The organism is Actinosynnema sp. ALI-1.44 (assembly GCF_001984155.1).
Classification (GTDB): domain Bacteria; phylum Actinomycetota; class Actinomycetes; order Mycobacteriales; family Pseudonocardiaceae; genus Kibdelosporangium.
Window position 1 is genome coordinate 112,526 of sequence record NZ_MTQO01000052.1, and the last position, 24,113, is coordinate 136,638.

The window sequence follows — 24,113 nt, forward strand, 5'->3', positions numbered from 1 at the left end:
TGACCGCACCGGCCAAAGGCGCCGGCACGACCCCGATCGCAACCACTTAGTTGGCGGAATCCGGCGGCGTCGCCCGCCTTGCCGGTAGGGTCGCTGGGGAGGTGCGGATGAGTTTCCGGCTGGCGGCATATGCCGTGTGCATCGAGGACGGGCGTGTGCTGCTCGCCCGTTATGTCTCGCCGACGGGAGACACGAACTGGACTCTTCCGGGCGGCAAGGTTGAGCATGCCGAGGATCCGTTCGACGCGGTGGTCCGGGAGGTCGCCGAGGAGACGGGCTGCGAGGTGGTGGTCGAACGCCTGTTGGGCGTGGATTCAAGGGTGATTCCCGCCGCCGAAGCGCGGTTGGGGATGGAGCACCAGAACGTCGGCATCTTTTACCAGGTCCGGATTACTGGTGGCGCCTTGCGGCCCGAGCCGAACGGCGAGACCGCTGAGTCGGTCTGGATGTCGATATCGGATGTCGCCGATCTGTGCCGATCGTCGCTCGTTGACGTCGGTCTTGCGTTGGCGCGGACGCTTCCGGCAACCGGCCACGTCTCTCCCGTCGCGGTCGGCGGCCTGATCCGGCATTGACGTGCCGTCCGGGAAACGACAGCGAGGACAGCAGGTCATCACTGTGCGAGCAGCTCGGGCCGATGGGCGGCCAAGGCTGTGCGGGTGCGGGCGGCGACGCGTGCGCCGGCCTTGTCCGGTTCGTGCTCGGCCCGGGTGAGCAACGCGTCCAGCGCGCGGGCGATCTCGGTTTCGGTGACATCGCGGCCGGACTCGGCGACCATGTGGCGGGCGTGCCGCCAGGCGAAGGTCGCGAACGGCGCGGCCACCATCGTCCGATGCGTCAAGGGCGCGGTGATCCAGCCGTCCGGAGTGCGGATGAACACCTGCGACAGGTCATAAGGGTCGTAGTGCACTTCCCAGAGACCGCGTTTGCCGGTCAGCCCGGAGTGCTGCCGCCGGTAGTCGCCCAGCTCGGGGCAGTCGTAGGTGCGGTCGATCCGCACGCCGTAGTGGTTGATGGCCCGCCATTTCACCGACAGCAGCTCGAGATAGTCGGAGCCGGTCAGGGTCAGCGGCAGATAGCCCGCGACCGCGACGAGCGCGGCGTAGCGCGCTCGTTCGGGGTGAGCTTGCGGCGAGCTGAGTGCGGGTCGCGCAGCGCGTCGTGTGGGCGGTGCTGCCAGCCGACGATCAGCCGCTCGTCGAGCAGGTTTGCAGTTGGTCCAGAGTCCAGACCGGTTGGACGTCGCGGCCGCGCTGCTGAGTGTTGGCGCCCTTGAACCCGGCGACGTGCTGGGCGAACAGCGTCTTGATCGCCGAGAAGGTCGCCTCGACCACCGCCTTGTCGGTCGGGGTGTCCTTGCGCGCGGGCTGGATGGAGATGCCAAGCCGTTCGCAGGCGCGGCTGAAGGTCTCGGAGATGAACACCTTGCCGTGGTCGATCACGACCTGCTCAGGGACGATGACCGGCCGCGCCGCGGCCTCGCGCATCCGCGCGTCGATGGTGAGCAGCCGCTCGTGCGGCAGCCGGGACGCCGACATGCGCAGCGCGTCCACCCAGCCGGGTCGCATCGGCTCCGGCACCAGCAGCTTGGCCAGCAGCAGCGAGGCGTCGATGGCCTTGGTGCCGACCGGGCGCAGCACCGCGGCGCAGATCGTGCGGGTCGCGACATCAACGGCGATCGTCAGATCAGCACGGACGGGAACGCCGTCGGCGGCCAGGACCATCACGTCGACGGGCGTGGAATCGATCTGAACCTGTTCACCGGGGCGCGCCGCCATCGTCGCGGTGAACGCCCCCGACGGCCGGTTCGCCGTCTGCCGCCGGGTGACCGCGGAGCCGAAGGTGTGCTGGCCGACCGCCAGCCGGTCGACGAGTTCGTAGAAGGCACTGCGTCCCGGCAGCGGCACCACTCCTTCGCCGTGCAGTTGTTCGAGGCGTTTGGTCGCGCGGCGGATCAGCCGCGACCGTGTCCCGGTGGACAGGTCTGTTTCGGCCTCGATCAGCTCGCGCAGCACCTCGACCAGCCGCGCGTCGGCCTGACCGGCGACGTCGAACGTGCGGGCGGCGCGCTGGTCGACCAGGCCCCACAACCCTTGCGCCTCGAACCGGGCGCGTTTGCGTTCGATCGTGCGGGCCTGATCCCCAGCTCGGCGGCTTTCGCGTGCAGGCGGTCGGTCTGTGAGGTGGTGTTCGGGTCGAAGCCGGGACGTGCGGCGGTGCCCGGTGCCGCGCCGGGCGGCAGCCCGGTCGCGATCTCCACCAGGTGCTCACGCCAGCGTTCGGCTTCGGCGATGACGTCGGCGGGCAGGGATTCCAGCAGCCCGAACGGTTCCATGAAGGCCTGGTCTCCGCAGCCGACGTCCTCATCGCCGACCACAGTCCGGTGGCGGTGCCCGCTGCGGCTGTCAGTTCCGTTGCTGCTGAACAATTCTGCCGAGGACAAACTCGATCATGCAGGATCTGGCTCGACTGAGCTCCCCCAGGTGTCCAAACTGGGCAGTATAGACATGTTGGCATTGTCTCGGTGAAGGTCCTCGACGACGGGCTCATACGGGTTGTGCGGCAACCAGATCTCCCCGCACGGAGGTGGTCTGCGTGGTGAGGTAGTCGCTGGAGACGGGCACGTCGAGGGCGCAGAACCGGGTTCCCAAGATGCTCGGCGCTTGCTCGACGGTCAGCGAGGTGGTGGGGATGTCGAGTATCCCGCGATCCGCTCCGTGATGCTCTTGATCCCTGTCCGGCCACCGAGACGCTGGCCCGCGCTGTGGACGCGGTCACCAGGCAGGACCGGCCCACACCGCACCCACTTGAACCACACCCGAACCCCAACACACCAACCACAACCCCGCAAGCCAAAGACAGCAACACACCCCGCCACGCAAGGCACAGCAGGCAACCAGACCACAACTACCGCCCAAGCAGGAGCGGCTCACACCGCGCCTGCTTGGCCCGCAACCCGACAAGCCGAAGGCTCTTACCCACGACCGGGACAAGTCCGGCGCGTCAGCCTGCGACGCGGAGACCGGGGGCGTCGACGGCCCCCGGTGGGTTGAGGTCGACGCTGCGGTCGACCACGGATTCCTCCCCGACTTCGGCGTTGTGGACGCGGTCGAGCAGGAAGCCGCGTGGGGCGTCGCGGAGGCGGCACCAGGCGAGCAGGTACCAGCCGCGGGGACCGTGTAAGAGGCCCATGGGCTCCACTGTGCGGTCGGTCGTTGTGTCGTTGCGGTCGTGGTAGCGGATTTTGAGGACTCGGCCGGTTTCCAGGGCTCGCTGGATCGGCCTGGGCACCGCTGAGCGGGGGCCTGGTGGGGCGTTCACCGGGCGGACGCGGTCGACGAGTTTGTCCGCTCGTTCGAGGTCCTGTTCCGGCATCATCGCGGTGAGCTTGGCCAACGCCGAACGTGCCGCCGCTTCGAAGGGCTCGCCGCGCAGCTCCCGTAGGGCCACGGACACCGCCATGGCCTCTTCTGTCGTCATGGTCAACATGGGCAAGGCGCGGTCCTTGTCCAGTACGTAGCCCCCGCGTCGTCCCCGGTCGCCGTAGACCGGGAGGCCTGACTCCTGCAACGCAGCCAGGTCACGCTCGATCGTGCGGACCGAGACGTTGAGACGATCTGCCAGCCACCGTGCCGCACGCGGCTCGGGTGCGGCCGCGCGAAGCTCCTCCACCAGGGCGAACTGTCGATCGGTTCTGTTCATACCGAGCAAGTTACCGAAGGGGTCTGACATTTTTGAGGTTGTCGCACAGCCGTTCGTCACCCGTTCGGCTCATCGCGACCGCATCTCCCCTGGTCAGAGACTCGAACATTTGTTCGAAATTTCTCCGTCAGAAGCGGTAGCGCAGGATCCGGCCGATGTCCCGCAGCGCGGGGATCCGAGCTACCACCCGCAGGCCGATCCGCCCCGACAGCGGCAGGTTCTCCAGGTCGGGCATGTCCACGCTGCGGAGTGCGTCCACGCACTTCAGTCCCGGATGCCACGCCTCGAGTTCGCGCGGGTCGTCGATGCCCCAGTGCAGAGTGGCGCCAGCGTTGCGGACCGCGGGCACGAGCTTCTGCAGCTTGATCCCCCACGACCCGTAGCAGTCGAACAACAGCTGCCCGGACGGGAACCGGGAGGTGATCCGTTCGATCAGCCGCCTGCCCTCTTCCTTGCGCAGATACATGGAGAGGCCTTCGAACACCGCGACCGTCGGCCGGTCCGCGGGTACCTCGTCCAGCCACGAGTCAGACGTGACCGACGCGCCGACGAGACGGTAGTCGCCGCCGGGCGCTTCGAGGAGGCGGGTGCGCAACTCGACCACGTCGGGAAGATCCACGTCCACCCAGCGCACGGTGTCCGCTGGCGCGATCCGTTGCACGCGAGTGTCCAGACCACACGCGAGGTGCAGGACTGTCGCCGTCGGATGAGAGGCGAGGAACGAGCGTGTCCAGTCGTCGAGGGCTTTGGCACGGATCGCCACGCCGACCGCGCTCGTCCCTGTCATCTTGGTCTTGCGAAAGTCGTAGTCGATGCGCGCGACGGCGCGGGCCGCGGCGACGTCGTTCAGCACGGAGTTGGGCCGTCGGCTGTCCAGCGCACGCCCGTACAGGGTGGCCAGCATGGTCTCCGGCGCTCCGGTCAGCGTTATTCGCTCCACGCCTCCATGATCCCACCGTTAACGAGATCCCGGCGCCGGTGCCGCGGTAATTCACCGGTGGGGGCAACCGGCAAGGCCGCGGCGCTGGCCCGGGATCTCCGATCCCACCCTCAGTCCGACCTTGCCGGAACCCACTTCGCGCGGTTCTTGTCAGTGTGGATCCAGCAGCCGGTGGTGCTCGTGGGTGGGTTGTCCGTTTCCACATCGGGAAGGTTGAGCAGGTCGTCCAGCACGCGGGGCGCCGGGCCCGCCGAACGCCAGCTGTGCGAGGTCGGCGCGAGGACGTCCGTCGTGTCACCTGCCAGCCGCAACGCCACCGCGTCGTCCTCGGTGCGCAGCTGCACGACGTCGATCACGTCGTGGTGCGGGCGGACGCCGACTATCGCGGTGATGTCCCCCGTTTCATCTCTCGGGTGCACGAATTTGAAACCGCGTGCGATCAGTTGCCGTAGTCGTTCTTCGGTGACTTCGGCAGCGTTCACCGCACGCCCTCGCCCTCTTTTATGCGTGCCGTCATTGACATCAGCCGGTATGCGTCATAGATCAGCACGGCACCCCGCGGATTGCGCGAGTTGCGGACGGCGACGCGGCCGTCGGGCAGCCATGCCAGTTCCACACAGTTGCCGTTCTTTCCGCTGCGACTGCTCTTTCGCCATGACAGGCATGACAGATCCGGCAGATCCGCGGGAGAGGGCGCGGCGGGGTGCATCGCGGATCCTCCTCGTTCGAAGGGTGATGCAGATGCAATTGCATCCGGGATTGCGCCCTACCGTAGCACGTGCGGATGCGTCCGCTTAGGTCTATCAGGGTGATGGTTGGCGGCCGTATGTCAGAGCGCGGCGCGTACCTTCATCAACCACTGCCGGGTCTCGCGCGGCGTCGCGGCGTCGACCGTCAACTGATCGAATACGCGCCCGTATTGTTCGACGTCCACGCGTTTGTCGAGGTAGAAAGCGCCGGTGAGGTGTTCGATGTAGACAATGTCCGGCAATTCCCGCTCGCCGAATCGCAACATCGTGAACGAGCCTTCCGCGGCGTACCCGGACAGCCCGTACGGCACGATCTGCAGCGTCACGTGCGGCAACGTGGTCAGCTCGAGCAGGTGGTCGATCTGTTCGACCAGCACCTCCCTGCCGCCGAGCGGCCGGTTCAGCACGGACTCGTCGATCACCGCCCACAGCCGCGGCGGCGACGGCCGGTGCAGCACCTTCTGCCTGCGCATCCGCAGGGTGACGCGCCATTCGGCGTCCGGCGTGGCCAGGTCGGGGTGGCCGCTGGTCGCGATGGCGCGGGCGTAGTGCTCGGTCTGCATCAGGCCGGGGACGAACTGCGTCTCGCAGGTGAGGATGCGGGTGGTGGCCTCCTCGAGGCCGACGAAGTCCTGGAACCAGTCCGGCATCAGGTCGGCGAAGCGGTACCACCAGCCCGGCTCGTTCGACTGCTTGACCATCTCGATGAACTGGTCCCGCTCAGCCCGGTCGTGCACGCCGTAGAGGGTGAGCAGGTCGGCGACGTCGCGTTCCTTGAGACCGACCCGGCCGAGTTCGAGCCTGCTGATCTTCGATTTGGAGCCGCGGATGCACGCACTCGCCTGGGCAGGCGAAATTTCGGCGGCCTCGCGCAACTTCCGTAACTGGGTTCCGAGAATAATGCGCAACGCGGTCGGCCCTGCCGGGCGATTGGCTCCACCGTCCGCAGCGCCGAGATCCCCACCGGTACGACCGTCCACCACCACCGTGCTCCCTTCCAGCCCAACCCCACCAAAACCTACTCATAGTAGTCGTCAAAAGATCAGCTGGCCACACCTCACCTGAACGGAGTAGCCCCCACGATAGCTCAGGTGGACCTGCCGACGACAATGCGGATGTGATGGGATAAGAAACCCCGACTGACGATTGCGGGTTGAGAGGATCTAATGTCGCAGAAGCTTGTGCCGACGCATATCGACACGACAAAGGCCAGTATCGCTCGGGTCTACGACGCCTTTCTCAACGGAAAGGACAACTACGAGGTCGACCGCGAAGTGCTGCGCCGGGTCCAGCAGGTGGCACCGGAGGCCGCACAGCTCGCGTTCGACAACCGTGCCTTCCTGATCCGCGTCACCCGGTTCATCGCGATGGAAACCGGTATCACCCAGTACATCGATCTCGGGTCCGGCCTGCCGACCGCGGAGAACACCCACCAGGTCGCCCAGCGCATCCAGCCGGAGTCCCGCGTGGTCTATGTGGACAACGACCCGGTTGTGCTCGCCCACGGCCGCGCGTTGCTGGAGGAGAACGACCAGACGTTCCTGACCTCGGCCGACATCTTCAAGCCCGAGGAGGTGCTCGACGACCAGATCGTCCGCGAGCAGATCGACTTCACCGAGCCGGTCGCCCTGTTCCAACTGGGCACGATCCACCACTACGACGGGGAACGCACCCCCGAGTCGATCATGCGGGCGTACGTCGACGCGCTGCCATCCGGCTCCTACGTGGCCGTCAGCCACTTCTTCGACCCGCAGACCGAGGAGTACAGCGGCCTGGCGCGGCGGATGGAGGACACGTTCCTGCACAGCCCGATGGGCACGGGCCTGTTCCGCACGCGCGACGAGATCCTGAGCATGTTCCCCGGCCTCGAACTGGTCGATCCCGGCCTGACGCTGTGCGCGGACTGGTGGCCGGACGGGCCGCGGATCAAGCCGCTCACCCAGGTCTCGTACTGCATCGTCGGCGCCATCGGCCGCAAACCCTGATCAAATGCGCACTAGTGCACTAGGCTGAAATATAGAGCGTTAGACGTCTTGTTCAGCACGTACGATGTACGCATGACTGATGCGCTCCCGATCGCGAGGACTTCCCCGTTCGACCCGCCCGCCGAGCTGACCGACCGAGCGGCGGTCAGCAGGCTGCGCTTCGGCGACGGCTCGCTCGGCTGGTTGGTCACCACCCACGCCGAGGGCCGGAAAGTGTTGTCGGATCCACGGTTCAGCGCCCGCGGCGAGATCGTGCGCTCCCCGATCCGGCCGACCACGATGCCCGCGTCGCCGGGGTCGTTCGCGTTCATGGACCCACCGGAGCACACCCGGTACCGCAAGCTGCTGACCGGGCAGTTCACCGTGCGGCGGATGCGACTGCTCGAACCGAGGGTCGAGCAGATCACCCAGGAACTGCTCGACGCCATGACCCCGCCGACGGATCTGGTGCAGGCGTTCGCCTTACCGCTGCCGTCCCGTGTGATCTGCGAACTGCTGGGCGTGCCGTACAGCGACCACGAGTTCTTCGAGACGAACTCGCACGTCATGGTCGAGCCGTCGGTCAGCGCGGAAGTCCGTGACGCCGCGGGATCGGCGCTGTTCGGCTACCTGCACGACCTCGTGCGGACGAAGCGGTCGAACCCGGGTGACGACCTGATCAGCGGACTTGTCACCGACAGCGACCTGGACGACATGGAGCTCACCGGAATCGCGATCATGCTGCTGTTCGCCGGGCACGAGACGACCGCGAACATGCTGGGGCTGGGCACGTTCGCCCTGCTGCGGCACCCGGACCAGCTCGCCAGGCTGGCCGACGACGTACCGGGCGCGGTGGAGGAACTGTTGCGGTACTTGAGCATCGTGCAGTTCGAGGTGAACCGGACCGCGCTGGAGGACGTGGAACTCGGCGGTGAGACGATCAGGAAGGGCGAGACAGTCCTGGTGTCACTGCCCGCAGCCAACCGTGACACTTTCGAGCGACCCGACGAGCTGGACGTCACCCGTTCGACAGCAGGGCATCTCGCCTTCGGGCATGGCGTGCACCAGTGCCTCGGCCAGCAACTGGCCCGGATCGAGATGCGGGTCGCGTTCGACGCGTTGTTCCAGCGCTTCCCGGCCTTGCGGCTGGCGGTGGACCCGGACGAGATCCCGCTGAACGTCGGGCGCGGGATCTACGGCGTGGCCAGCCTGCCGGTCACGTGGTGAGTCACCCGAGCACCGCGCGGACCGTCAGTCCCATCCCCACCAGCAGAACCATTCCCGCGGTGATCGACGGTGCCGCCGCGACCAGGCGCCGCATCCGCAGGCGCGCCGCCCAGCCGTCGATCCGGTCGGCGAACCTGACCAGCAGCAGTCCGGCCGCGGTGAGCGCCGCGGCCATGCCCAGCCCGTAGGCGAGTACCAACAGGACACCGAACCAGGTGCGTCCCAACGCGATCGCGCCGAGCAGAACGACGAGCGCCGACGGGCTGGGCACGAGCCCACCGGCCACGCCCATCCCGATCAGCCCGCCCTTGCCGAACCGCGGCCCGTGACCGTGCCCATGTCCGTGCCCATGTCCGTGACCGTGGCCATGCCCGGCAAGGGCGGGTTCGCGGTCGCGCACGGCGGACCGCAGCAGAACCACCCCGATCCCGGCGATCAGCAGCCCGCTGGCGATCCCCAGCCAGCGCAGGACGCTCTCCCCCGTCAGCACACTGGACACACTCACCAGCAGCCCCAGCACCAGGACACCGGCGGTGTGCGTCAACGTCACGGTGGCGCCGACGACGACGGCGTCGCGCGGAGTCCCCCGCCGCCCCACCAGGTAGGCGGCGATGACGGTCTTGCCGTGGCCCGGTAGCGCGGCATGGGAAGCCCCCAGCACCAACGAGAGCAGCACGGCCAGCAGTCCGATCAGCGGGGTCAGCTCCCGCCTGCCGACGAAATCCGCCAGTGCCAGCGAAGCCCGGTCGAGCACCCCCGCCTCTCCCCCGCCAGACGCGGCACCCGGGGCCACGGTCCCCTGCCCTGGCTGGGCTTTCAGGCTGACTGTGCGGATGTTCAGCGGGCTGGCGAGCAGGTCGTCGGGGTACTGGCGCAGTTCGTTGCTGACGCTGGTCGCCGGGACGGGCGAGTCGAGCGCCACCCCGGACCCGACAGCGGTGATCTCACGCCAGCCGACCCGGTCGGGCCGGAACGAGTCGCTGAACGACAGGGTGACCGGACCGCGGATCCGCACCGGAGCGGTCAGTTCACACGTGAGCCGGGTGGTCGCCAGATCCGCCTGTCCCCGGGGGTGCTCCACGTGTGACGAACGGACTGTCCACGCCAGCGCACCGGAGTCCACATCGGATCTGACCGAAGCGGCGAGCGACCCGCACTCGCGCCCGGCGTCGAGATTCTTCTCCTGCAATGTCGGGATTTCCGCCAGATCCACGATGGACCGCAGGTCGATCCGGTCCGGGTGCACGTGCAGCCCGTTGTAGTGGTTGACGCTGAAGTTGCCGAGCGGATGCGCGTCCGCATGTCCGGACGTCAGGACCAGCGCGAAAGCCGCCAGCAGACCGGCTTTGGCCAGGGTTCTCATCGGCCGCTCCGCAGTGCTTCGAGGTGCTTGCGCGCGATCGGCGCGTGGGTGATCGAGAAGTGTGGGTTGATGTCCAACGCCATCGCCAGATACCGCGAGGCGTCGGCGCGTTGGCCGAGTGCCAGGTGGATCATCCCTCGGTGGTAGGCGAACAGCGCGTTGTGCCACCCCAGTGCCAACGCTTTGTCCGTGTACGGCAACGCTTCGGCGTCGCGTCCGTTGACGTGCAACGCCCACGCCATCGCGTCGGCGACCAGGACGTTCTGCCGACGCCCCCACTCCGCCTCGGCCCGGCGCAACGCCTCGGCCTTGTCGCCGTGGTCGGCCAGCACCAGCGCGGTCGCCAGGTCGTCGGTCGCGCCCTGGGCCTGCATCAGTTTCCGCTGCTGTGCCAGGATTTCGAACTGCGCGGCGGCCTCGGCGGACCGGCTGGCGACGGCCAGCAGTTCGCCGTACTCCTCAATGTACTGCGGCAGCGGCGCCCGGGTGACCAGGTTCTGGTACCCGGCCAGGGCTTTGTCCGTCTCGCCACGGGCCGCAGCCACTTTGGCCTGTCCGTGCAGCAGGGTCGGGTCGGCCACGAGCGCCAGGCCTTGGTCGTGGTGGCGCTGTGCGCCGTCGAGATCACCTGAGTTGAAGGCGAGCTCGCCCAGGTGGTAACGGCAGAAGGCGATCTCGTCGGGCGCCCCGGCGGCGGCGAGGGCCCGTTCCAACGCCATCCGGGCGTCGTCGGTGCGGCCGTGCGTTTCGAAGTAGTAGGACGCGCGCGTGAACGACGCGACGTTCGGTTTCAGGTCGAGCATCGCCTGGACGGCGTTCGTGGCCGCGGGGTCGTCGCCGAGTTGGGTGTAGGCGTCGGCCAGCACGCCGTGCACCTCGGCGGATCGCGGCTGCACGGCCAAAGCTCGCAGTCCCCAGTCCTTCGCGGTACCGAAGTCGTGCCGCGCGTTGGCCAGTGCGCCCATTCCGAGCATCGCGGGGCCGTTGCCCGACGGCCGCAGCGTCAGTGACTTGTCCAGCGCCCCCTGCGCCTTGGCGTAGTAGGAAGCGTCGGCCGTGATCCGTGCCAGCTCCACGTAGGACGAACCGAGCTGGGCCCAGCCCAGCGCGTCGGACGGCCGCTGGTGGAGTCTGCCCTGCAACGCCGTGACCGACTGCAGGGCACGGCTCTGCTGGGTCGGCTGCCGGGACTCGGCCACCGACTGCGGTGGCGAATACCCGGTGAACACCGACAGCACCGTGGCCAGGCCGACGACCAGTGCCGCCAGCGGCCACCAGCGCAGGACGTCCGGCTGCTCGGGTTCCAGAAACGACTGCACGCCATTCCCTCCTGGGTTCCCGGAGGCGCGATCGCGCCTCCGGGCGTCGATTCGGACACTCACCAGGGACGGGTGCTGCGGTGACGGGCCTTGCTCGGCCGCTTGCGCCACAAGTAGACAGTGCCGCCGAGCAGCACCAGGGCACCGAGCGCGCCACCGATCAGGGCACCGGCGGGCAGGTCGCCGAGCACGCTCGACTTCGTCTCCACCTTGGTCGAGACAGCCGAGTTGACCGCGGCGTTGCCCGGGACGGCCACGTACGGGAACTTGTGCTCGAACGCGACGTCGTTCGCGTCGACCTTGTCGCCGGTGGCCAGTGCCTGGACCAGCGCACCGGACTGCGCGGCGCCTTCCATGGCCTGGATGGCGATGTCGATGACGTCGTCGGTGAGCCTGCGGCCGTTGGGGAAGCCCTGCTGGTCGCCGCCGAGCACGCCGAGGCGGTTGGGCTTGGCGTTGGGCGCGATGGACGTGTTGAGCCGCAGCATCTCCGACGGCGTGAACATGTGCGCCATCACGTCGGCGTTGTCGAGCTGCGAGTTGAGGTCGGCCTTGATCGGGCCGCCCGCCTTGGTGGTGACCCCGGTCAGGAAGATCTCCACGAGATCGGCACGGGGCCCGGCCGGTGCCGGGATCCGGTAGATCTGCTCGACGAGTTTCGGCAGCTCGGGGTCGGTCACGCGGTCGAGCAGGGCCTTGACCTCGCCGTCCTGGTCGGGGGTGAGGCCGTTGAACGCGTCCTTGAGGCCCGCCGGGGCGACGACCTCGTTGACCAGCGGGTTGCCCAATCGGGACACCTGCACGAACGGTCCATCGGGTTTCGCCTGCCCGGGGGACAGTTTGATCGACTGGCGTTCGGTGTCGGCCCACACGCCGATCACCGGGTTGCGCTTGGCGTCACCCTTGAGCGCCAGCATGGAGGTGGGGATCTGCAACGCGATCGTGTTGACGTTGAACCCGCGCAGGGTGTCCTGGCCGACCTCGGACAGGTTCCCGCCGTACAGCAGGTCGAAGACGCGCAGATCGGCGAAGAAGGAGTCCTCGGCCGGGCCCGCGTAGCTCAGGCCGCCGCCGGGGACCTTGGCGATCGCCTGGTCGCGCAGGACCCGGAAGTCCGGCATGGACGCCGCACCGGTGTTCGACGGCGCCGAGCGGGCGTTGCGCAGCAGCACCTTTCCGCCGCCGCGCTGGTCGATGAGTTCGAGCTGGTAGTTCTGCCGGAACAGCAGGTTCTCGTCATTGATCGACGTGACAGGCCCGTTGTTGTAGAGGAACGTGGCGTTCTTTCGGCGATCGTCCGTGTCGAAGGTGTAGCGGAATGTCAGATCGGCCTTGGCATCGCCGTCGTTGTCGACGTTGATGTCGTAGTGCGCGTTCTCCGCCCACGGGTAGAAGTTCGGCCCGCCGTTCGGTTCCTGCAGACCGAAGTAGTTGGCCACGACCGTCACGGTGTCCGGCTTGTCCGGACTGACGAACGCGTACAGGTCCGTGTTGTCCACGGTCGGGTCGGCGGCGATCAGCGGCGCTTCCCGGTGGCTGGACGCGGTGGCCGAGCCGGGGACCAACCCGCCTGCCAGCGCCGCGCCCACCGCGAGCAGCGCCACGGCAGCACGTGACCGGCGTAAGACCCGCTCGGTATGGGGTTGTGGCATAACCAATCCTTGTCGGGGTCGGTTATGCGCCTCGTCCTCCCTGGACATCAGGTATACGGAGCCGTCCGTGGTCCGGATCGGTCGGTGGACGATTTTTTTTCGCCGCCTCGGGGTACCTGGGGTCCGGCGAGGTAGTTCCGGCAGGTCGACGGGGGCTGGGGAGGCGAACGAGTGAGGACCAGTGACCTGCGGTTCGGCGTGGACCGCCGTCGGGGCGTGGTCGTCGCCCACCCGGTCGGCGTGTTGGACGCGACGACGTACCCCGAATTCCGGGACACCCTGCTGAGGTACGCGGCCGGGCGGCCTGGAGCGCTGCCCGAAGCACTGGTCGTCGACGTGGAGCGGCTGCGGATGCCGTCCGAGGCGGCACTGACCGTGTTCTCCCTGGTGTCGATGCGAGTGGCGGACTGGCCTGGGGTGCCGGTGCTGCTGGTCGCGCGGGACGAGTGCGCACGAGCGTCGCTCGCCGGGCGGTTCACGCCGGTGCACTCGTCGGTCGAAGCGGCGGTGGCCGCGGTGGGCAGCCCGCCGCGGAGGTCAAGGGCATCGCTCGAACTGCCGCCGTCACCGTTGAGTACACGTCGTGCCAGGTACTTCGTCCGCAAGACCTGTGAACGGTGGCACGTCGCGGATATGGTCATCGACGCGATGACCGTGGCGACCGCCTTCGTGGAGAACGCACTGATACACACCGATTCCATGGCGTTGCTGCGGGTGCAGCTGCGGCAGGGCCTGCTCACCGTCGCGGTGTCCGATGACGACCCGCGGCCCGCTGTCATGCGGGAACGGCTGATGGGCGGCGTCCCGCCGTCGGGACTGCTGCTCGTCTCGGCCACGGCGCGCTCCTGGGCCTGCACACCATCGCTGACCGGCGGGAAGACCGTGTGGGCCGCGTTGCGGGCGCCCGGGATCATCGCGACGACCGCGCCGTACGGGACCGCCGATGCCTAGTCCACTATGGATAGTTATACCGCTGAACGAATGCTCCGGACCAGCGGTTCCCGCCCCGCACGGCGCTACCGCGAAACAGGGGTATCATTGGTGGGGTCGACACGAGAACTCCCTTCCGCTCCAACGGACTACCCAGGGCGAGCCACGTCACACCCGCGGGCGGAACACCAGAGCCCCTTGGCGAGTTAAGCTAAGTGACTGGTGCGGAACGAGTCCCCGGGCCGCAACCGAAGCCATCGGGGGAATACCGGGAAACCGGAGCCCCCATGCGCCACTCGCCGAGAGGCGACCGCCGCACCAGTCAGTCCACCTCCCGGCTCGCGTCCTCCCCCCTCCGCGAGCCGGGGGTGGTCTGACACAGGACCTGTTCCCCAACAGGCGGCCAACCCCCAGGGCCGTCTCGGCCTCTGGCCCGTGTATCCCCCCTCCACGGGCCAGGGACCTGTAAGAAAAGGGTGGTCGACCCCCAGGACCACCCTCGGCGCTCCCGGCTCGCACCACCCCCTCCGCGAGCCGGGAGCGCCTCAAACCCTTACAGAACACTGAGAAAGTCGATCAGTACCCCAGTAATCCACTGAGCACACAGTGGATCACGGCAAGACTGGGCAGACCACCGGAATGGGCGGCAACCCCGAGGCCGCCGCGCACCCCTGGATCGCGACCCCCAGGCGACCAGGGGTGCCCCGCCATCACTCCATTGAGGACGCGACGTGCCGTGAAGGTGTGCAACCAATGTGGCCTTTGTTGCGTTTTTCGCTACGAAGGCCACATTGGTTGCCAACGCCGCGTGAGATACGCACTGGGGGCTACTCGAGGCCGCGCACGATGGTCGGTTCGAACTCGTACTCGTTCTCCTCGGTTTCCCGTGGTGAGGGCAAGTCGTCGGTCAGGGCGTGCTCGGTTTCGCGTATCGGGGTGGTCATCCCATCTCCTTTCCGGTGTGGGCCGCACCCGTCCGCGCAGTCGCGCAAGTGGCTGCCGCGACGCTCAAGGTCGGCTTTGAGCAGTAGTACCCCGGCGATTCCGTCGTAACCGCTGGTTACGCGCAGTCGGCAACCATAGGATGGGCCGAGTGGAATTCTCCGAAGTGATCCGGCGCCGCCGCATGGTCAGGCATTTCACCGACCAGCCGCTGGCTGGCGAAGTCGTCGAGAAGATCCTCGCCAGCGCGCTGCGCGCGCCGTCGGCCGGGTTCTCCCAGGGGTGGGCGTTCCTCGCGCTGACGTCAGCGCAGGACAGAGCCCGATTCTGGCAGTTCACCCCGGATGTGCCGGAGGCGTGGCCGACCACGCGCGACGTGCCGTTGATCGTGATCCCCTTGGCCAACAAGCAGGCGTACCTGGACCGTTACGCCGAGGACGACAAAGGGTGGGAGGACCGCGCCGAGGCCAGGTGGCCCGCGCCTTACTGGTTCATCGACACCGGAATGGCCACGCTGATGATGCTGCTCAGCGCGGTCGACGAGGGCCTGGGGGCGTTGTTCTTCGGTATCACCCCGGAAAACCTCGACGGCGTGAAACAGGAGTACGGCATCCCGGCCGAGTACGCCCCGCTCGGTGCGATCCTGATCGGCTACCGCGCCGAGGACGCGCCCGTGCTGGGTTCAGCCGCGACGAGGGCGCGCCGCGGTGCGGACGAGGTCATCCACCACGGCCACTGGGGCGGCAAGAAGTAGCGGTTCACGCCTTGGCGGGGCTGATCGGCAGCCGCGCCAAGGCGTCGACCAGGGGCGCGAGTTCGGGCAGTTTCTGTCCCTCCCGCAACGCTTCCGCCAGTGTGGCGTCGTGCAACGGACGGGCCTTGGCCAGCAGGTCGTGCCCGGCCGCTGTCACCTCGGTGTAGATGCCCCGGCGGTCGTCGATGCACAGGTAACGGGACAGCAAGCCCCGGTTCTCCATCCTGGTGACCAGCCGTGTCGTGGCGGACTGGCTGAGCACGACGGCTCGCGACAGCTGGTTCATCCGCATGTGCCACCCGTCCTGCCGGGCGAGGACGTCCAAAACGCTGTATTCGCTCACGGACAGGTCGAACTCGCGCTGCAACGCCCGTTCGAGCGCGTCCTCGATCGAGGCGTGCAGGGCCGCGAGCGTGCGCCACCCCTGTGCCCGCGCTTCCGCGGCGTCGTCGTCCAGCGACATGCTGCTCCACTCCATCCCCGGTTGCACAGCGGCCGCAACTATCTCGGAAGCAGGTAGTTGCAGCTGCCTGTAACACACTGTACGGGAGTGGAGCGCGGCTACCAGTCCGCAGCGGGGGCGGCCGGGGCGACCCAGACGATGCTTTTGGTGGCGCCTGGGGCTTCGCGGATGTAGTTCAGCGCGTGCTCGGCCTCGGTCAGCACGAGGTGGTTGCTCGCGCCGGGAGTGACCATGTACGCGCCGTCGTCGAACTCCATGCCCCACCCGGCGACCCGACAGTCGACGGTGGCGTCCAGTTTGGTCACCACGGCGGCGAACAGCCGGGGCGCCTGCTCCCTGACCAAAGCCTCGATGCGTTCCTGGTACGCGGCCTGCTCGGCCAGGTGCTGTTCACGCTCCGCGTCAATCTCATCCACGAGCAGACCATACAACGTACTGATACGACAGCGCTGTGCTCGATCGGGTGAAGCTCGCGATTTGTACGATCGCCGCATGGCACGTCGACGCGGCCCCACGACTGGAAAACGCACCCTTGGCAGGGAACTTCGCAGACTGCGCGAGGCCGTCGAGTTGAGTGTGGAGACAGCCGCCGCGGAGCTCGACTGCTCACCGGCGAAGATCCGGCACATCGAGAACGGCCGCAACGTGGTCAAGAAGGCCGAACTGTCGGTGTTGGTCAGGCTGTACAAGGCCGACGAGGATCTGGCCGTGCTCGACGAGATCCGGCGCGACGCGTCCAAGCCCGGCTGGTGGTCGACCGCGAAGCTGCCGCCGAGCATGAACACGTATGTGGGCGCGGAGTCCGATGCAACATCGATGAGCACGTTCCAGATGGAACTCGTGCCTGGCCTGCTGCAGACCGAGGGCTACATCCGCCAACTCAACCGCACTTCTCAAGCCAAGGACGTCGATCACTACGTGGAGGTCCGCCTCAGGCGACAACAACGGCTCTTCGACAAAGAGTTTCCGTTGGCAGTACACGCGATCTGCTCGGAAGCGGTCATCCACCGCATGGCGACCATGCCCGTCGCGAAGGCTCAACTCCAGCACTTGATCCTGATGAGCGAGCGGCCGAACGTCACGATCCAGATCGTGCCGTTCAGTGCGGGCATGCACGCCTCACCGGCAGGCAGCTTCGTCCTGTTGGACTTCGACCCGGAGATCTCGCTGCCGGTCGCCTTCTTCGAGTACACCAACATCGGGCAGTTCGTCGACGACGAGAAAGTTGTCGACGAGGTGGCCTCGACGTTTGCCAAACTGGGAGAAGAAGCGATGACACCGGACGACAGCATCCGCTTCCTCCGAGAGCGGATCTAGCAAGGAGCGGTATGGGTCAGCACTGGTCAACGTGGAAGAAGTCAACTTTCAGCGCCGACAAAACCAAGGAATGTGTGGAGGTTGCGCCGTGGGGCGAGGTACGTGACTCGAAGAACCCCGGTGTGTCCTTATCGGTCCCCACCAGCAGTTGGCGCCTGTTCACGGCCACGCTGAAGAAGTAGTCCCTCTCCCCACTTCAACATATAGCGCACCGGGGGGCTTGCCACAAGACCCCGGTCATGCCGCAAACTCTGCGTCCGCAGCAAGGACCTGCGAAAATCACCACCCGCGGCAAACAGGGGATGTAGTGGCACACGTACTGGGATTCCAGGAGATCGACCAGAGCCAGGTCGCGATCGTCGGGGGCAAGGGGGCGCACCTCGGGGAGCTTTCGCGCATCGACGGCGTCAGCGTGCCCGCCGGATACTGCGTGACGACGGAAGCTTTCCGGCGGGCCGTCTCGGCCGTGCCCTCGCTGGCAGACCTGCTAACCCAACTGTCGCACCTGGACCCGAACGACCGGGAAGCGGTCGGCGCGCTCAGCGCGAAGGTCAGGGAAGCCGTTGCGGCGATCGCCGTTCCCGGCGATCTCGCGGCGGAGATCACCGGCCGGGACGAGGCAGTCGCCTACGCCGTCCGGTCCAGCGCGACGGCCGAGGACTCGCCGACGGCCTCGTTCGCGGGCCAGCACGACACGTACCTGAACGTCGTCGGACCCGAGTCGGTCCTCGACCACATCAGGTTGTGCTGGGCGTCGCTTTTCACCGACCGAGCCGTGACCTACCGCCTGCGCAACGGTTTCGACCAGCGCAGGGTCACCATGGCCGTGGTCGTGCAGCGGATGGTGGTGCCGGACGTGTCGGGCATCCTGTTCACCGCCGACCCGGTCACGTCGAACCGCAGGATCACCAGCGTGGAGTCCAGTTTCGGGCTCGGCGAGGCGTTGGTGTCCGGTCTGGTGAACGCGGACATCCACAAGGTGCGGGACGGCGAGATCGTCGACAGGACCATCGCCACCAAGCAGTTGGCCATCCGAGCCACGCCGGAAGGCGGCACGCGGCAGGAGGCCATCAGTCCCGAGTCGCAGCGGCAGCCCGCGCTGACCGACGCGCAGGTCCTGCGGCTCGCGCAGGTGGGCAGGCAGATCGAGGCGCACTTCGGCCGTCCCCAGGACATCGAGTGGTGCCTGGCCGACGGGGAGTTCCAGATCGTCCAGAGCCGTCCGATCACCACGTTGTTCCCCATCCCGCCGACCGACGACCAGGACAACCACGTCTACGTGTCCGTCGGCCACCAGCAGATGATGACCGACGCGATGAAGCCGCTCGGTCTGGCGTTCTGGCAGATGACCACGCCACGGCCGATGGCGGAAGCTGGGAGCAGGCTGTTCGTCGACGTCACCCAGATCCTGGCGGCACCGGCCAGCCGCGAGGCGTATCTCAGCATCATCGAGGCGGACCCCCTGATCAAGGACGCGATGCAGACCGTTCTCGACCGTGACGGCTTCCTCCCGCCGCCACCAGAGAACAACAGCCCCACACTGGGCTCCGGCGGCGTGTCCGTTCCGATGATCGACCCCGATCCGGCCATCGTCGACGAGTTGATCGCGCACAGCCAGGCGTCACTGGCCGCCGTCAAGCGGGACATCCGGACGAAGTCGGGACCGGACCTGTTCGACTTCATCCTCGAGGACTTCCCGGAGCTGCGGCGGGTGTTGTTCGACCCGCGCAGTCACCAGGTGTTCATGACGGCGATGGACGCGGCGCACTGGCTCAACAAGCAGATGCGCGAGTGGTTGGGCGAGGACAACGCGGCCGACGTCCTCACCCAGTCCGTCCCCCACAACATCACGTCGGAGATGGGCCTGGCGCTCTTGGATGTCGCCGACGTGATCCGCCCATTCCCGGAGGTGGTGGCTTTCCTGCGGGACGTCGAGGACGACGGTTTCCTGGACTCGCTTACCGGACTCGCGGGCGGAAGCGAAGCCCGGGACGCGATCCTGGACTACCTGGACAAGTACGGCGCGCGTTGTGTCGGCGAAATCGACATCACCAGGACGCGGTGGAGCGAACGCCCGTCCTCGCTCGTGCCCGTCATCCTCGGCAACGTCGACAACTTCGAGCCCGGCGCCAGCCGACGCCGCTTCGAGCAGGGACTACAGGAAGCGCAGCAGGAGGAGCAGCGGCTGCTGGGGCTGCTGCGGGACCTGCCGGACGGCGAGGAGAAGGCCGCGGAGACCAAGCTGATGATCGACCGGCTGCGGACGTTCATCGGGTATCGGGAGTATCCCAAGTACGGCTTGGTCTGCCGCTACCTCGTCTACAAGCAGGCGCTGATGGCCGAGGCCGACCGCCTCGTGCGCGACGGTGTGCTCCATGACCGGGAGGACATCTTCTACCTCAGGTTCCAGGAGCTGCACGAGATCTCGCGCACCGGCAAGGCCGACGAGCGGCTGATCCGCGAGCGCAAGGAGCAGTTCAGCGTGGATCAGGCGCTCACGCCACCCCGGGTGCTCACGTCGGAAGGCGAGGCCATCAACGGGACCTACCGGCGTGACCACGTGCCAGACGGTGCGTTGGTCGGGCTCGCGGTGTCCACCGGGACCATCGAGGGGCGTGCCCGTGTCGTGCTGGACATGACGGACGCCCACCTCGAAGCGGGTGACATCCTGGTCACCACCTTCACCGACCCCAGCTGGTCCCCCTTGTTCGTGACGATCAGCGGCCTGGTGACGGAAGTCGGCGGCATGATGACGCACGGCGCGGTCGTCGCCCGGGAGTACGGCCTGCCCGCCGTCGTCGCCGTCGCGGACGCCACGCGGCTGATCCAGGACGGTCAGCGGATCCGCGTGAACGGAACAAGCGGGTACATCGAGATCCTGCCCTGATCACCGCCGGCCATCGTGCGCGAAGGATTGCGCGATCGCTTGTCCACGAATATGAGGCTGGGTCTTACTGTCGGAGCCATGAAGAAAAAGAACTTCTATACCGATGTCAAGGAGAAAACCAAGACCAAGGCAAGAAACAGGAAGGCCGAGCAGTCCGACGTCCTGAATGAGATCGAGGACGGACCGGACGTGGTCACGGTGGCGGGCATCAAGGTCGACCAGGGCACGAACATGGCCACCTGGGTGCAGGACAACGTCAAGTACCACCTCAACCTCACCTATGGCGAATTCCACGTGACCGTCGAGGACGGCATCAAGGTTCACTACTTCTTCACGGGCATGGGAATGCAGATCAAGGGCATTCGACCGCCCCCGGACGAGCAGGGGCGCTCCATCAAGTGGAACCCCAAAACCAGGGCGAACGTGAACACGAAACGCATGTTCGAGGATCTCCCCGGGGACGTCCAGGACTTCATCAAGGAGCACTGGAGCGAAATCCTCAAGTAGCGCCGCACCCACTGGCGTGACGCGGCTCACGGCGTGATCACTTGCCCCGACTCCTTGCGCGCCCCAGTATTGAGCCTGAGCAACTACCCGCGTCTGCAACTATCTCGCGAGCGGGTAGTTGCACAGGCTCGAACTACTGGGAGTGGAGACCAACGCCATGCCTGTTGCGCTTCTCGCGCTGGCAATCGGTGCCTTCGGGATCGGGACGACCGAGTTCGTCATCATGGGGCTGCTGCCCGAAGTCGCCGCCACCTACTCCGTCAGCATCCCCACCGCCGGGCTGCTGATCTCCGGATACGCGCTCGGCGTCGTGTTCGGCGCGCCGCTGCTGACCGCGATCGGGTCACGCTGGCCGCGCAAACCCATGCTGGTCGGGCTGATGGGCCTTTTCGTCCTCGGCAACGTGCTCTGCGCCGTCGCACTGTCCTACGAACTGCTGCTGGTCGGCCGGATCGTCACTTCGCTGTCGCACGGCGCGTTCTTCGGCGTCGGCTCGGTCGTCGCCGCCAGCCTCGTCGCCCCCGCCAGGCAGGCCAGCGCGATCGCGTTGATGTTCACCGGCCTCACCCTGGCCAACGTTCTGGGCGTGCCGCTCGGCACCGCGCTCGGGCACGCCTTCGGCTGGCGGTCGGCGTTCTGGGCGGTGTCCGTGCTCGGTGTGATCGCGATGGCCGGTGTCGTCGCCCTCGTCCCCGCCATAGCCAAGGACACCACGACCAACCTGCGTCACGAACTGGCCGTGTTCCGGCGGCCGCAGGTGTGGCTGGCGCTGGCGATGACCACGTTCGGGTTCGCCGGGATCTTCACGTCGTTCACGTACATCGCGCCGATGATGACCGAGGTCGCCGGGTTCTCCCCCGGCATGGTCACCTGGTTGCTGGTGCTGTTCGGCGTCGGCGTGGTCGCCGGGAACCTCTTCGGCGGCAAAGCCGCGGACAAGGCGCTGATGCCGAGCCTCTACGCCTTCCTCGCCGCGCTCGCGGTCGTGCTGGTGATCTTCACGTTCACCGCGCACTCACAGGTCCTGGCCGCCATCACGATCGTCGCGTTCGGCGCCGCGGGGTTCGCCACCATCGCCCCGCTGCAAATCCGTGCGCTCGCCAAGGCCGAAGGCGCGCCCGCGTTGGCGTCGGCGGCCAACATCGGCGCGTTCAACCTGGCCAACGCCATCGGCGCCTGGGTCGGCGGTCTGGCCATCGACGGCGGCCTGGGCTACGCGTCGACGAACTGGATCGGCGCGCTGCTGGTGCTGGTCGGCCTGGGCGTGGCGCTCTACTCGGGCAGGCTGGACCGCACCCGCGAGAAGGTGCTCGTTCAGAGCCCGTAGACGCGTTGTGCGGTAAGGCCGAAGACCTGATCCCGCTCGGTGCGCCCGAGGCCCGCGGTCAGGTCTTCCGCCGCGTCCACCACCTCGCCGTACGACCCGGCGAGCAGGCACACCGGCCAGTCCGAGCCGAACATCAGCCGCTCCGGGCCGAACGCCGCGAGCACGACATCGGCGTACGGGCGCAGGTCGTCAACCGTCCACTGTGCCCAGTCCGCCTCGGTGACCAGGCCGGACAGCTTGCACGTGACGTTCTCGAAGCCCGCGAGCTCCCTGATCGCCGACGCCCACGGCTCCAGTTCACCGGACGCGACCGGCGGTTTCGCGCAGTGGTCCAGCACGAACGGGAAATCCTGGAACGCCGCCACAGTCTCGATCGCGGCCTGCAACTGATGCGGCAGTACCAGCAGTTCGTACAGCAAACCCGCGTCGAACACGGCCATCAGACCGCGTTGCACGTCATCACGGCACAACCAGCGCGGGTCCGTCTCGCCCTGGACCTGGTGCCGGATCCCGCGCAACCACTCACCACCTGGCCCGGACCGCAGCCGCGCCAGGTCGTCCACGACCGTCGGCGCTGTGAGGTCCACCCAGCCGACCACCGCGCCGATGCGGGCCGTCTCCGAGGCGACCGCCAGGAACTCGGGCGTCTCCTCGGCGACGGTGACCGTCTGCACGAGCACGGTCCGGTCGAACCCGGTGGCCGCCTTGGCCAAGTCCGCCGGGCCGAAGTCCCGCCGGATCGCGGACATCGTCACCGGGTCGATCCAGTCCTGGTCGCGGACTGACAGGTCCCAGAGGTGGTGGTGCGCGTCGACCTTCATCCAGCCAGCAGTCCTTCCGCACGCAGGTCGTCCCACAGCTCGTCCGGTACCGGCTGGGCGAACAGACCCGCGTTGCGGACCGCCTGCGACGGCGACTTCACCCCGAGCACGACCGAGGCCACCGCCGGATGGCGCAGCACGAACTGCACGGCCGCCTGCGGCAGCGTGGCGCCGTGCCGTTCACAGACCGCCGCGATCCGTTGCGCACGCACAACCAGTTCCTTCGGCGCCTGAGCGTAGTTGTACTTGGCGTCGTCGGACACCAGCGTTCGCGCGAGCAGGCCGGAGTTGAACACACCGGCAGCGAGGATCGACACACCGCGCTGTTCGCACAGCGGCAGGAACTCCTCCGCCGCGGTCTGTTCCAGCAGCGTGTACCGGCCAGCGAGCATCACCACGTCGATCGACGACTCCCGGACGAACCTCGCGGGCATCTGCCACTGGTTCATCCCGGCCCCGACCGCGCCGACCACACCCTGGTCCCGCAGGTCCACCAACGCGGGAATGCCTTCCCGCAACGCCTGTTCGCCGTGGTCATCCGGGTCGTGCAACAGCAGGATGTCGACCTTGTCGAGACCGAGTCGTTCCAATGAGGACTCCAGTGACCTGCGGACACCGTCCGCGCTGAAGTCCCACACGCGCCGGTGGGTGCGCGGCACGGCGAACCCGTCCGCCAGGTCCAGTCCCGTGCCGTCGAACGGCTCAAGCAGCCGTCCGACCTTTGTGGACACGACGTACTCGTCGCGCGGGCGACCGGCGAGGAACTTGCCCAGCCGCCGCTCCGACAGGCCCAGACCGTAGTGCGGTGCGGTGTCGAAGTACCGAACTCCCGCGTCCCACGCCGCCTGCAACGCCGCTTCGGCATCGGCGTCTGTCACTTCGGTGTAGAGGTTGCCGATGCCGCCCGCACCGAACCCGAACTTCGTAACCTCGACGTTCACGGCAGCTCCCACACCTTGTGTACGTCCGGCTGGGCGCCGGAGTAGTCGTCCGCGACCTCCAGCAGCTCGGCCATCCGCGCCTGCCACGGGACATTGGCGGGATGATCCCGCAGCAGCTCGCGCATCCGGGCGTAGTCGTCGACCTCGACGACGTGGAACAGATCACGGCCACTGCGCCAGATCCGCCACGAGTGCACGCCCGCCTCCCGCAACGCCACGTCCAGATCGGGCGGGATGACCGCGTGCACACGGTCGTAGTCGGCTTCCTTGCCCGGTCTGAGCCGGGTGTGCAACGCAACCGTCTCCAT

At 67.4% G+C, this 24,113-nt stretch carries 26 protein-coding genes; 10 read left to right on the top strand and 16 right to left on the bottom strand.

From position 1 onward, the window contains the following. Positions 1 to 107 precede the first annotated feature (107 nt). The gene (locus tag ALI144C_RS38430) at positions 108 to 575 is read left to right on the top strand and encodes an NUDIX hydrolase (RefSeq protein ID WP_076992170.1); all 468 of its coding nucleotides are present in this window, start codon (positions 108 to 110) and stop codon (positions 573 to 575) included. Positions 576 to 613: 38 nt separating this feature from the next. Here the strand turns inward: ALI144C_RS38430 and ALI144C_RS56915 are convergent, their stop codons facing one another. The 8 genes from ALI144C_RS56915 to ALI144C_RS38460 all read right to left on the bottom strand — a co-directional run bounded on the left by ALI144C_RS56915 (position 614) and on the right by ALI144C_RS38460 (position 6,371). After that, the gene (locus tag ALI144C_RS56915) at positions 614 to 1,030 is read right to left on the bottom strand and encodes a Mu transposase C-terminal domain-containing protein (protein ID WP_202819157.1); all 417 of its coding nucleotides are present in this window, start codon (positions 1,028 to 1,030) and stop codon (positions 614 to 616) included. 157 nt (positions 1,031 to 1,187) lie between these two features. After that, on the bottom strand, positions 1,188 to 2,090 hold the full coding sequence (locus ALI144C_RS56920) for a DDE-type integrase/transposase/recombinase (protein ID WP_202819158.1): 903 nt from the start codon (positions 2,088 to 2,090) through the stop codon (positions 1,188 to 1,190). Then, positions 2,000 to 2,443 carry a hypothetical protein gene (locus ALI144C_RS56925; protein ID WP_143231127.1) on the bottom strand — a complete coding sequence of 148 codons (444 nt, stop codon included), beginning with the start codon at positions 2,441 to 2,443 and terminating at the stop codon, positions 2,000 to 2,002. Before ALI144C_RS56925 ends, ALI144C_RS56920 begins: the two co-directional genes overlap by 91 nt. A 560-nt stretch (positions 2,444 to 3,003) precedes the next feature. Then, positions 3,004 to 3,702, bottom strand: a complete 699-nt coding sequence (locus ALI144C_RS38440) for a helix-turn-helix transcriptional regulator (RefSeq protein WP_143231128.1) — start codon at positions 3,700 to 3,702, stop codon at positions 3,004 to 3,006. A gap of 127 nt (positions 3,703 to 3,829) precedes the next feature. Next, positions 3,830 to 4,642 carry a class I SAM-dependent methyltransferase gene (locus tag ALI144C_RS38445; protein WP_076992171.1) on the bottom strand — a complete coding sequence of 271 codons (813 nt, stop codon included), beginning with the start codon at positions 4,640 to 4,642 and terminating at the stop codon, positions 3,830 to 3,832. 110 nt (positions 4,643 to 4,752) lie between these two features. Further along, positions 4,753 to 5,061 carry a hypothetical protein gene (locus ALI144C_RS38450; protein WP_237774521.1) on the bottom strand — a complete coding sequence of 103 codons (309 nt, stop codon included), beginning with the start codon at positions 5,059 to 5,061 and terminating at the stop codon, positions 4,753 to 4,755. A 59-nt stretch (positions 5,062 to 5,120) separates the two neighbouring features. Beyond that, positions 5,121 to 5,351 (bottom strand): DUF397 domain-containing protein, encoded by a 231-nt coding sequence (locus ALI144C_RS38455; protein ID WP_076992173.1) that lies wholly within the window; start codon positions 5,349 to 5,351, stop codon positions 5,121 to 5,123. Positions 5,352 to 5,471: 120 nt separating this feature from the next. Continuing rightward, positions 5,472 to 6,371 carry a helix-turn-helix domain-containing protein gene (locus ALI144C_RS38460; RefSeq protein WP_076992766.1) on the bottom strand — a complete coding sequence of 300 codons (900 nt, stop codon included), beginning with the start codon at positions 6,369 to 6,371 and terminating at the stop codon, positions 5,472 to 5,474. Between the two features lie 186 nt (positions 6,372 to 6,557). Between ALI144C_RS38460 and ALI144C_RS38465 the strand changes: the two genes are divergently transcribed. Both ALI144C_RS38465 and ALI144C_RS38470 read left to right on the top strand, forming a co-directional pair. Further along, the gene (locus ALI144C_RS38465) at positions 6,558 to 7,376 is read left to right on the top strand and encodes an SAM-dependent methyltransferase (RefSeq protein ID WP_076992174.1); all 819 of its coding nucleotides are present in this window, start codon (positions 6,558 to 6,560) and stop codon (positions 7,374 to 7,376) included. A gap of 72 nt (positions 7,377 to 7,448) precedes the next feature. Beyond that, positions 7,449 to 8,582, top strand: coding sequence for a cytochrome P450 (locus tag ALI144C_RS38470; RefSeq protein WP_076992175.1), 1,134 nt, complete (start codon positions 7,449 to 7,451; stop codon positions 8,580 to 8,582). A 1-nt stretch (position 8,583) separates the two neighbouring features. Here the strand turns inward: ALI144C_RS38470 and ALI144C_RS38475 are convergent, their stop codons facing one another. From ALI144C_RS38475 to ALI144C_RS38485, 3 genes are read right to left on the bottom strand one after another with little or no spacing between them, the layout of a single operon-like run. Continuing rightward, positions 8,584 to 9,945 carry an urease accessory protein UreH domain-containing protein gene (locus tag ALI144C_RS38475; RefSeq protein WP_193441261.1) on the bottom strand — a complete coding sequence of 454 codons (1,362 nt, stop codon included), beginning with the start codon at positions 9,943 to 9,945 and terminating at the stop codon, positions 8,584 to 8,586. After that, positions 9,942 to 11,264, bottom strand: coding sequence for a tetratricopeptide repeat protein (locus ALI144C_RS38480; protein WP_143231129.1), 1,323 nt, complete (start codon positions 11,262 to 11,264; stop codon positions 9,942 to 9,944). Before ALI144C_RS38480 ends, ALI144C_RS38475 begins: the two co-directional genes overlap by 4 nt. Positions 11,265 to 11,323: 59 nt before the next feature. Next, positions 11,324 to 12,916 carry a DUF4331 domain-containing protein gene (locus ALI144C_RS38485; protein WP_076992176.1) on the bottom strand — a complete coding sequence of 531 codons (1,593 nt, stop codon included), beginning with the start codon at positions 12,914 to 12,916 and terminating at the stop codon, positions 11,324 to 11,326. A gap of 171 nt (positions 12,917 to 13,087) precedes the next feature. Here ALI144C_RS38485 and ALI144C_RS38490 point away from each other — a divergent pair, with 171 nt between their 5' ends. Continuing rightward, entirely contained in the window at positions 13,088 to 13,867 is a 780-nt protein-coding gene (locus ALI144C_RS38490) for a hypothetical protein (protein WP_083753768.1), read from the top strand. A gap of 1,072 nt (positions 13,868 to 14,939) precedes the next feature. Continuing rightward, on the top strand, positions 14,940 to 15,542 hold the full coding sequence (locus ALI144C_RS38495) for a nitroreductase family protein (RefSeq protein ID WP_076992177.1): 603 nt from the start codon (positions 14,940 to 14,942) through the stop codon (positions 15,540 to 15,542). 4 nt (positions 15,543 to 15,546) lie between these two features. On the opposite strand, the gene ALI144C_RS38500 is transcribed toward ALI144C_RS38495, so the two are convergent. Together ALI144C_RS38500 and ALI144C_RS55950 are read right to left on the bottom strand one after the other, a co-directional pair. Then, complete coding sequence (locus ALI144C_RS38500) at positions 15,547 to 16,005, bottom strand: MarR family winged helix-turn-helix transcriptional regulator (RefSeq protein ID WP_076992178.1); 459 nt, start codon at positions 16,003 to 16,005, stop codon at positions 15,547 to 15,549. A gap of 98 nt (positions 16,006 to 16,103) precedes the next feature. After that, positions 16,104 to 16,421 (bottom strand): hypothetical protein, encoded by a 318-nt coding sequence (locus ALI144C_RS55950; protein ID WP_168211458.1) that lies wholly within the window; start codon positions 16,419 to 16,421, stop codon positions 16,104 to 16,106. Between the two features lie 76 nt (positions 16,422 to 16,497). Here ALI144C_RS55950 and ALI144C_RS38510 point away from each other — a divergent pair, with 76 nt between their 5' ends. The 5 genes from ALI144C_RS38510 (at position 16,498) to ALI144C_RS38530 (ending at position 22,043) form a co-directional block, all read left to right on the top strand. Beyond that, the gene (locus tag ALI144C_RS38510; RefSeq protein ID WP_076992180.1) at positions 16,498 to 17,322 is read left to right on the top strand and encodes a helix-turn-helix domain-containing protein; all 825 of its coding nucleotides are present in this window, start codon (positions 16,498 to 16,500) and stop codon (positions 17,320 to 17,322) included. Positions 17,323 to 17,333: 11 nt separating this feature from the next. Further along, complete coding sequence (locus ALI144C_RS59250) at positions 17,334 to 17,504, top strand: DUF397 domain-containing protein (RefSeq protein WP_083753770.1); 171 nt, start codon at positions 17,334 to 17,336, stop codon at positions 17,502 to 17,504. 125 nt (positions 17,505 to 17,629) lie between these two features. After that, a complete protein-coding gene (gene rph / locus ALI144C_RS38520; RefSeq protein WP_076992181.1) occupies positions 17,630 to 20,209 on the top strand; it encodes a rifamycin-inactivating phosphotransferase in 2,580 nt (859 codons plus the stop codon). 78 nt (positions 20,210 to 20,287) lie between these two features. Beyond that, positions 20,288 to 20,716, top strand: coding sequence for a hypothetical protein (locus ALI144C_RS38525; RefSeq protein ID WP_076992182.1), 429 nt, complete (start codon positions 20,288 to 20,290; stop codon positions 20,714 to 20,716). Positions 20,717 to 20,873: 157 nt separating this feature from the next. Continuing rightward, a complete protein-coding gene (locus tag ALI144C_RS38530) occupies positions 20,874 to 22,043 on the top strand; it encodes an MFS transporter (protein WP_076992770.1) in 1,170 nt (389 codons plus the stop codon). On the opposite strand, the gene ALI144C_RS38535 is transcribed toward ALI144C_RS38530, so the two are convergent. The 3 genes from ALI144C_RS38535 to ALI144C_RS38545 are packed head-to-tail and all read right to left on the bottom strand — an operon-like array spanning position 22,031 to position 24,113. Beyond that, positions 22,031 to 22,864: an amidohydrolase family protein gene (locus ALI144C_RS38535; protein ID WP_076992183.1), complete on the bottom strand. Its 834-nt coding sequence runs from the start codon at positions 22,862 to 22,864 to the stop codon at positions 22,031 to 22,033. The genes ALI144C_RS38530 and ALI144C_RS38535 overlap by 13 nt on opposite strands. Continuing rightward, positions 22,861 to 23,805: an aldo/keto reductase gene (locus ALI144C_RS38540; RefSeq protein WP_083753771.1), complete on the bottom strand. Its 945-nt coding sequence runs from the start codon at positions 23,803 to 23,805 to the stop codon at positions 22,861 to 22,863. The genes ALI144C_RS38535 and ALI144C_RS38540 overlap by 4 nt, the downstream gene beginning before the upstream one ends. Continuing rightward, positions 23,802 to 24,113, bottom strand: coding sequence for an L-rhamnose mutarotase (locus ALI144C_RS38545; RefSeq protein ID WP_076992185.1), 312 nt, complete (start codon positions 24,111 to 24,113; stop codon positions 23,802 to 23,804). The genes ALI144C_RS38540 and ALI144C_RS38545 overlap by 4 nt, the downstream gene beginning before the upstream one ends.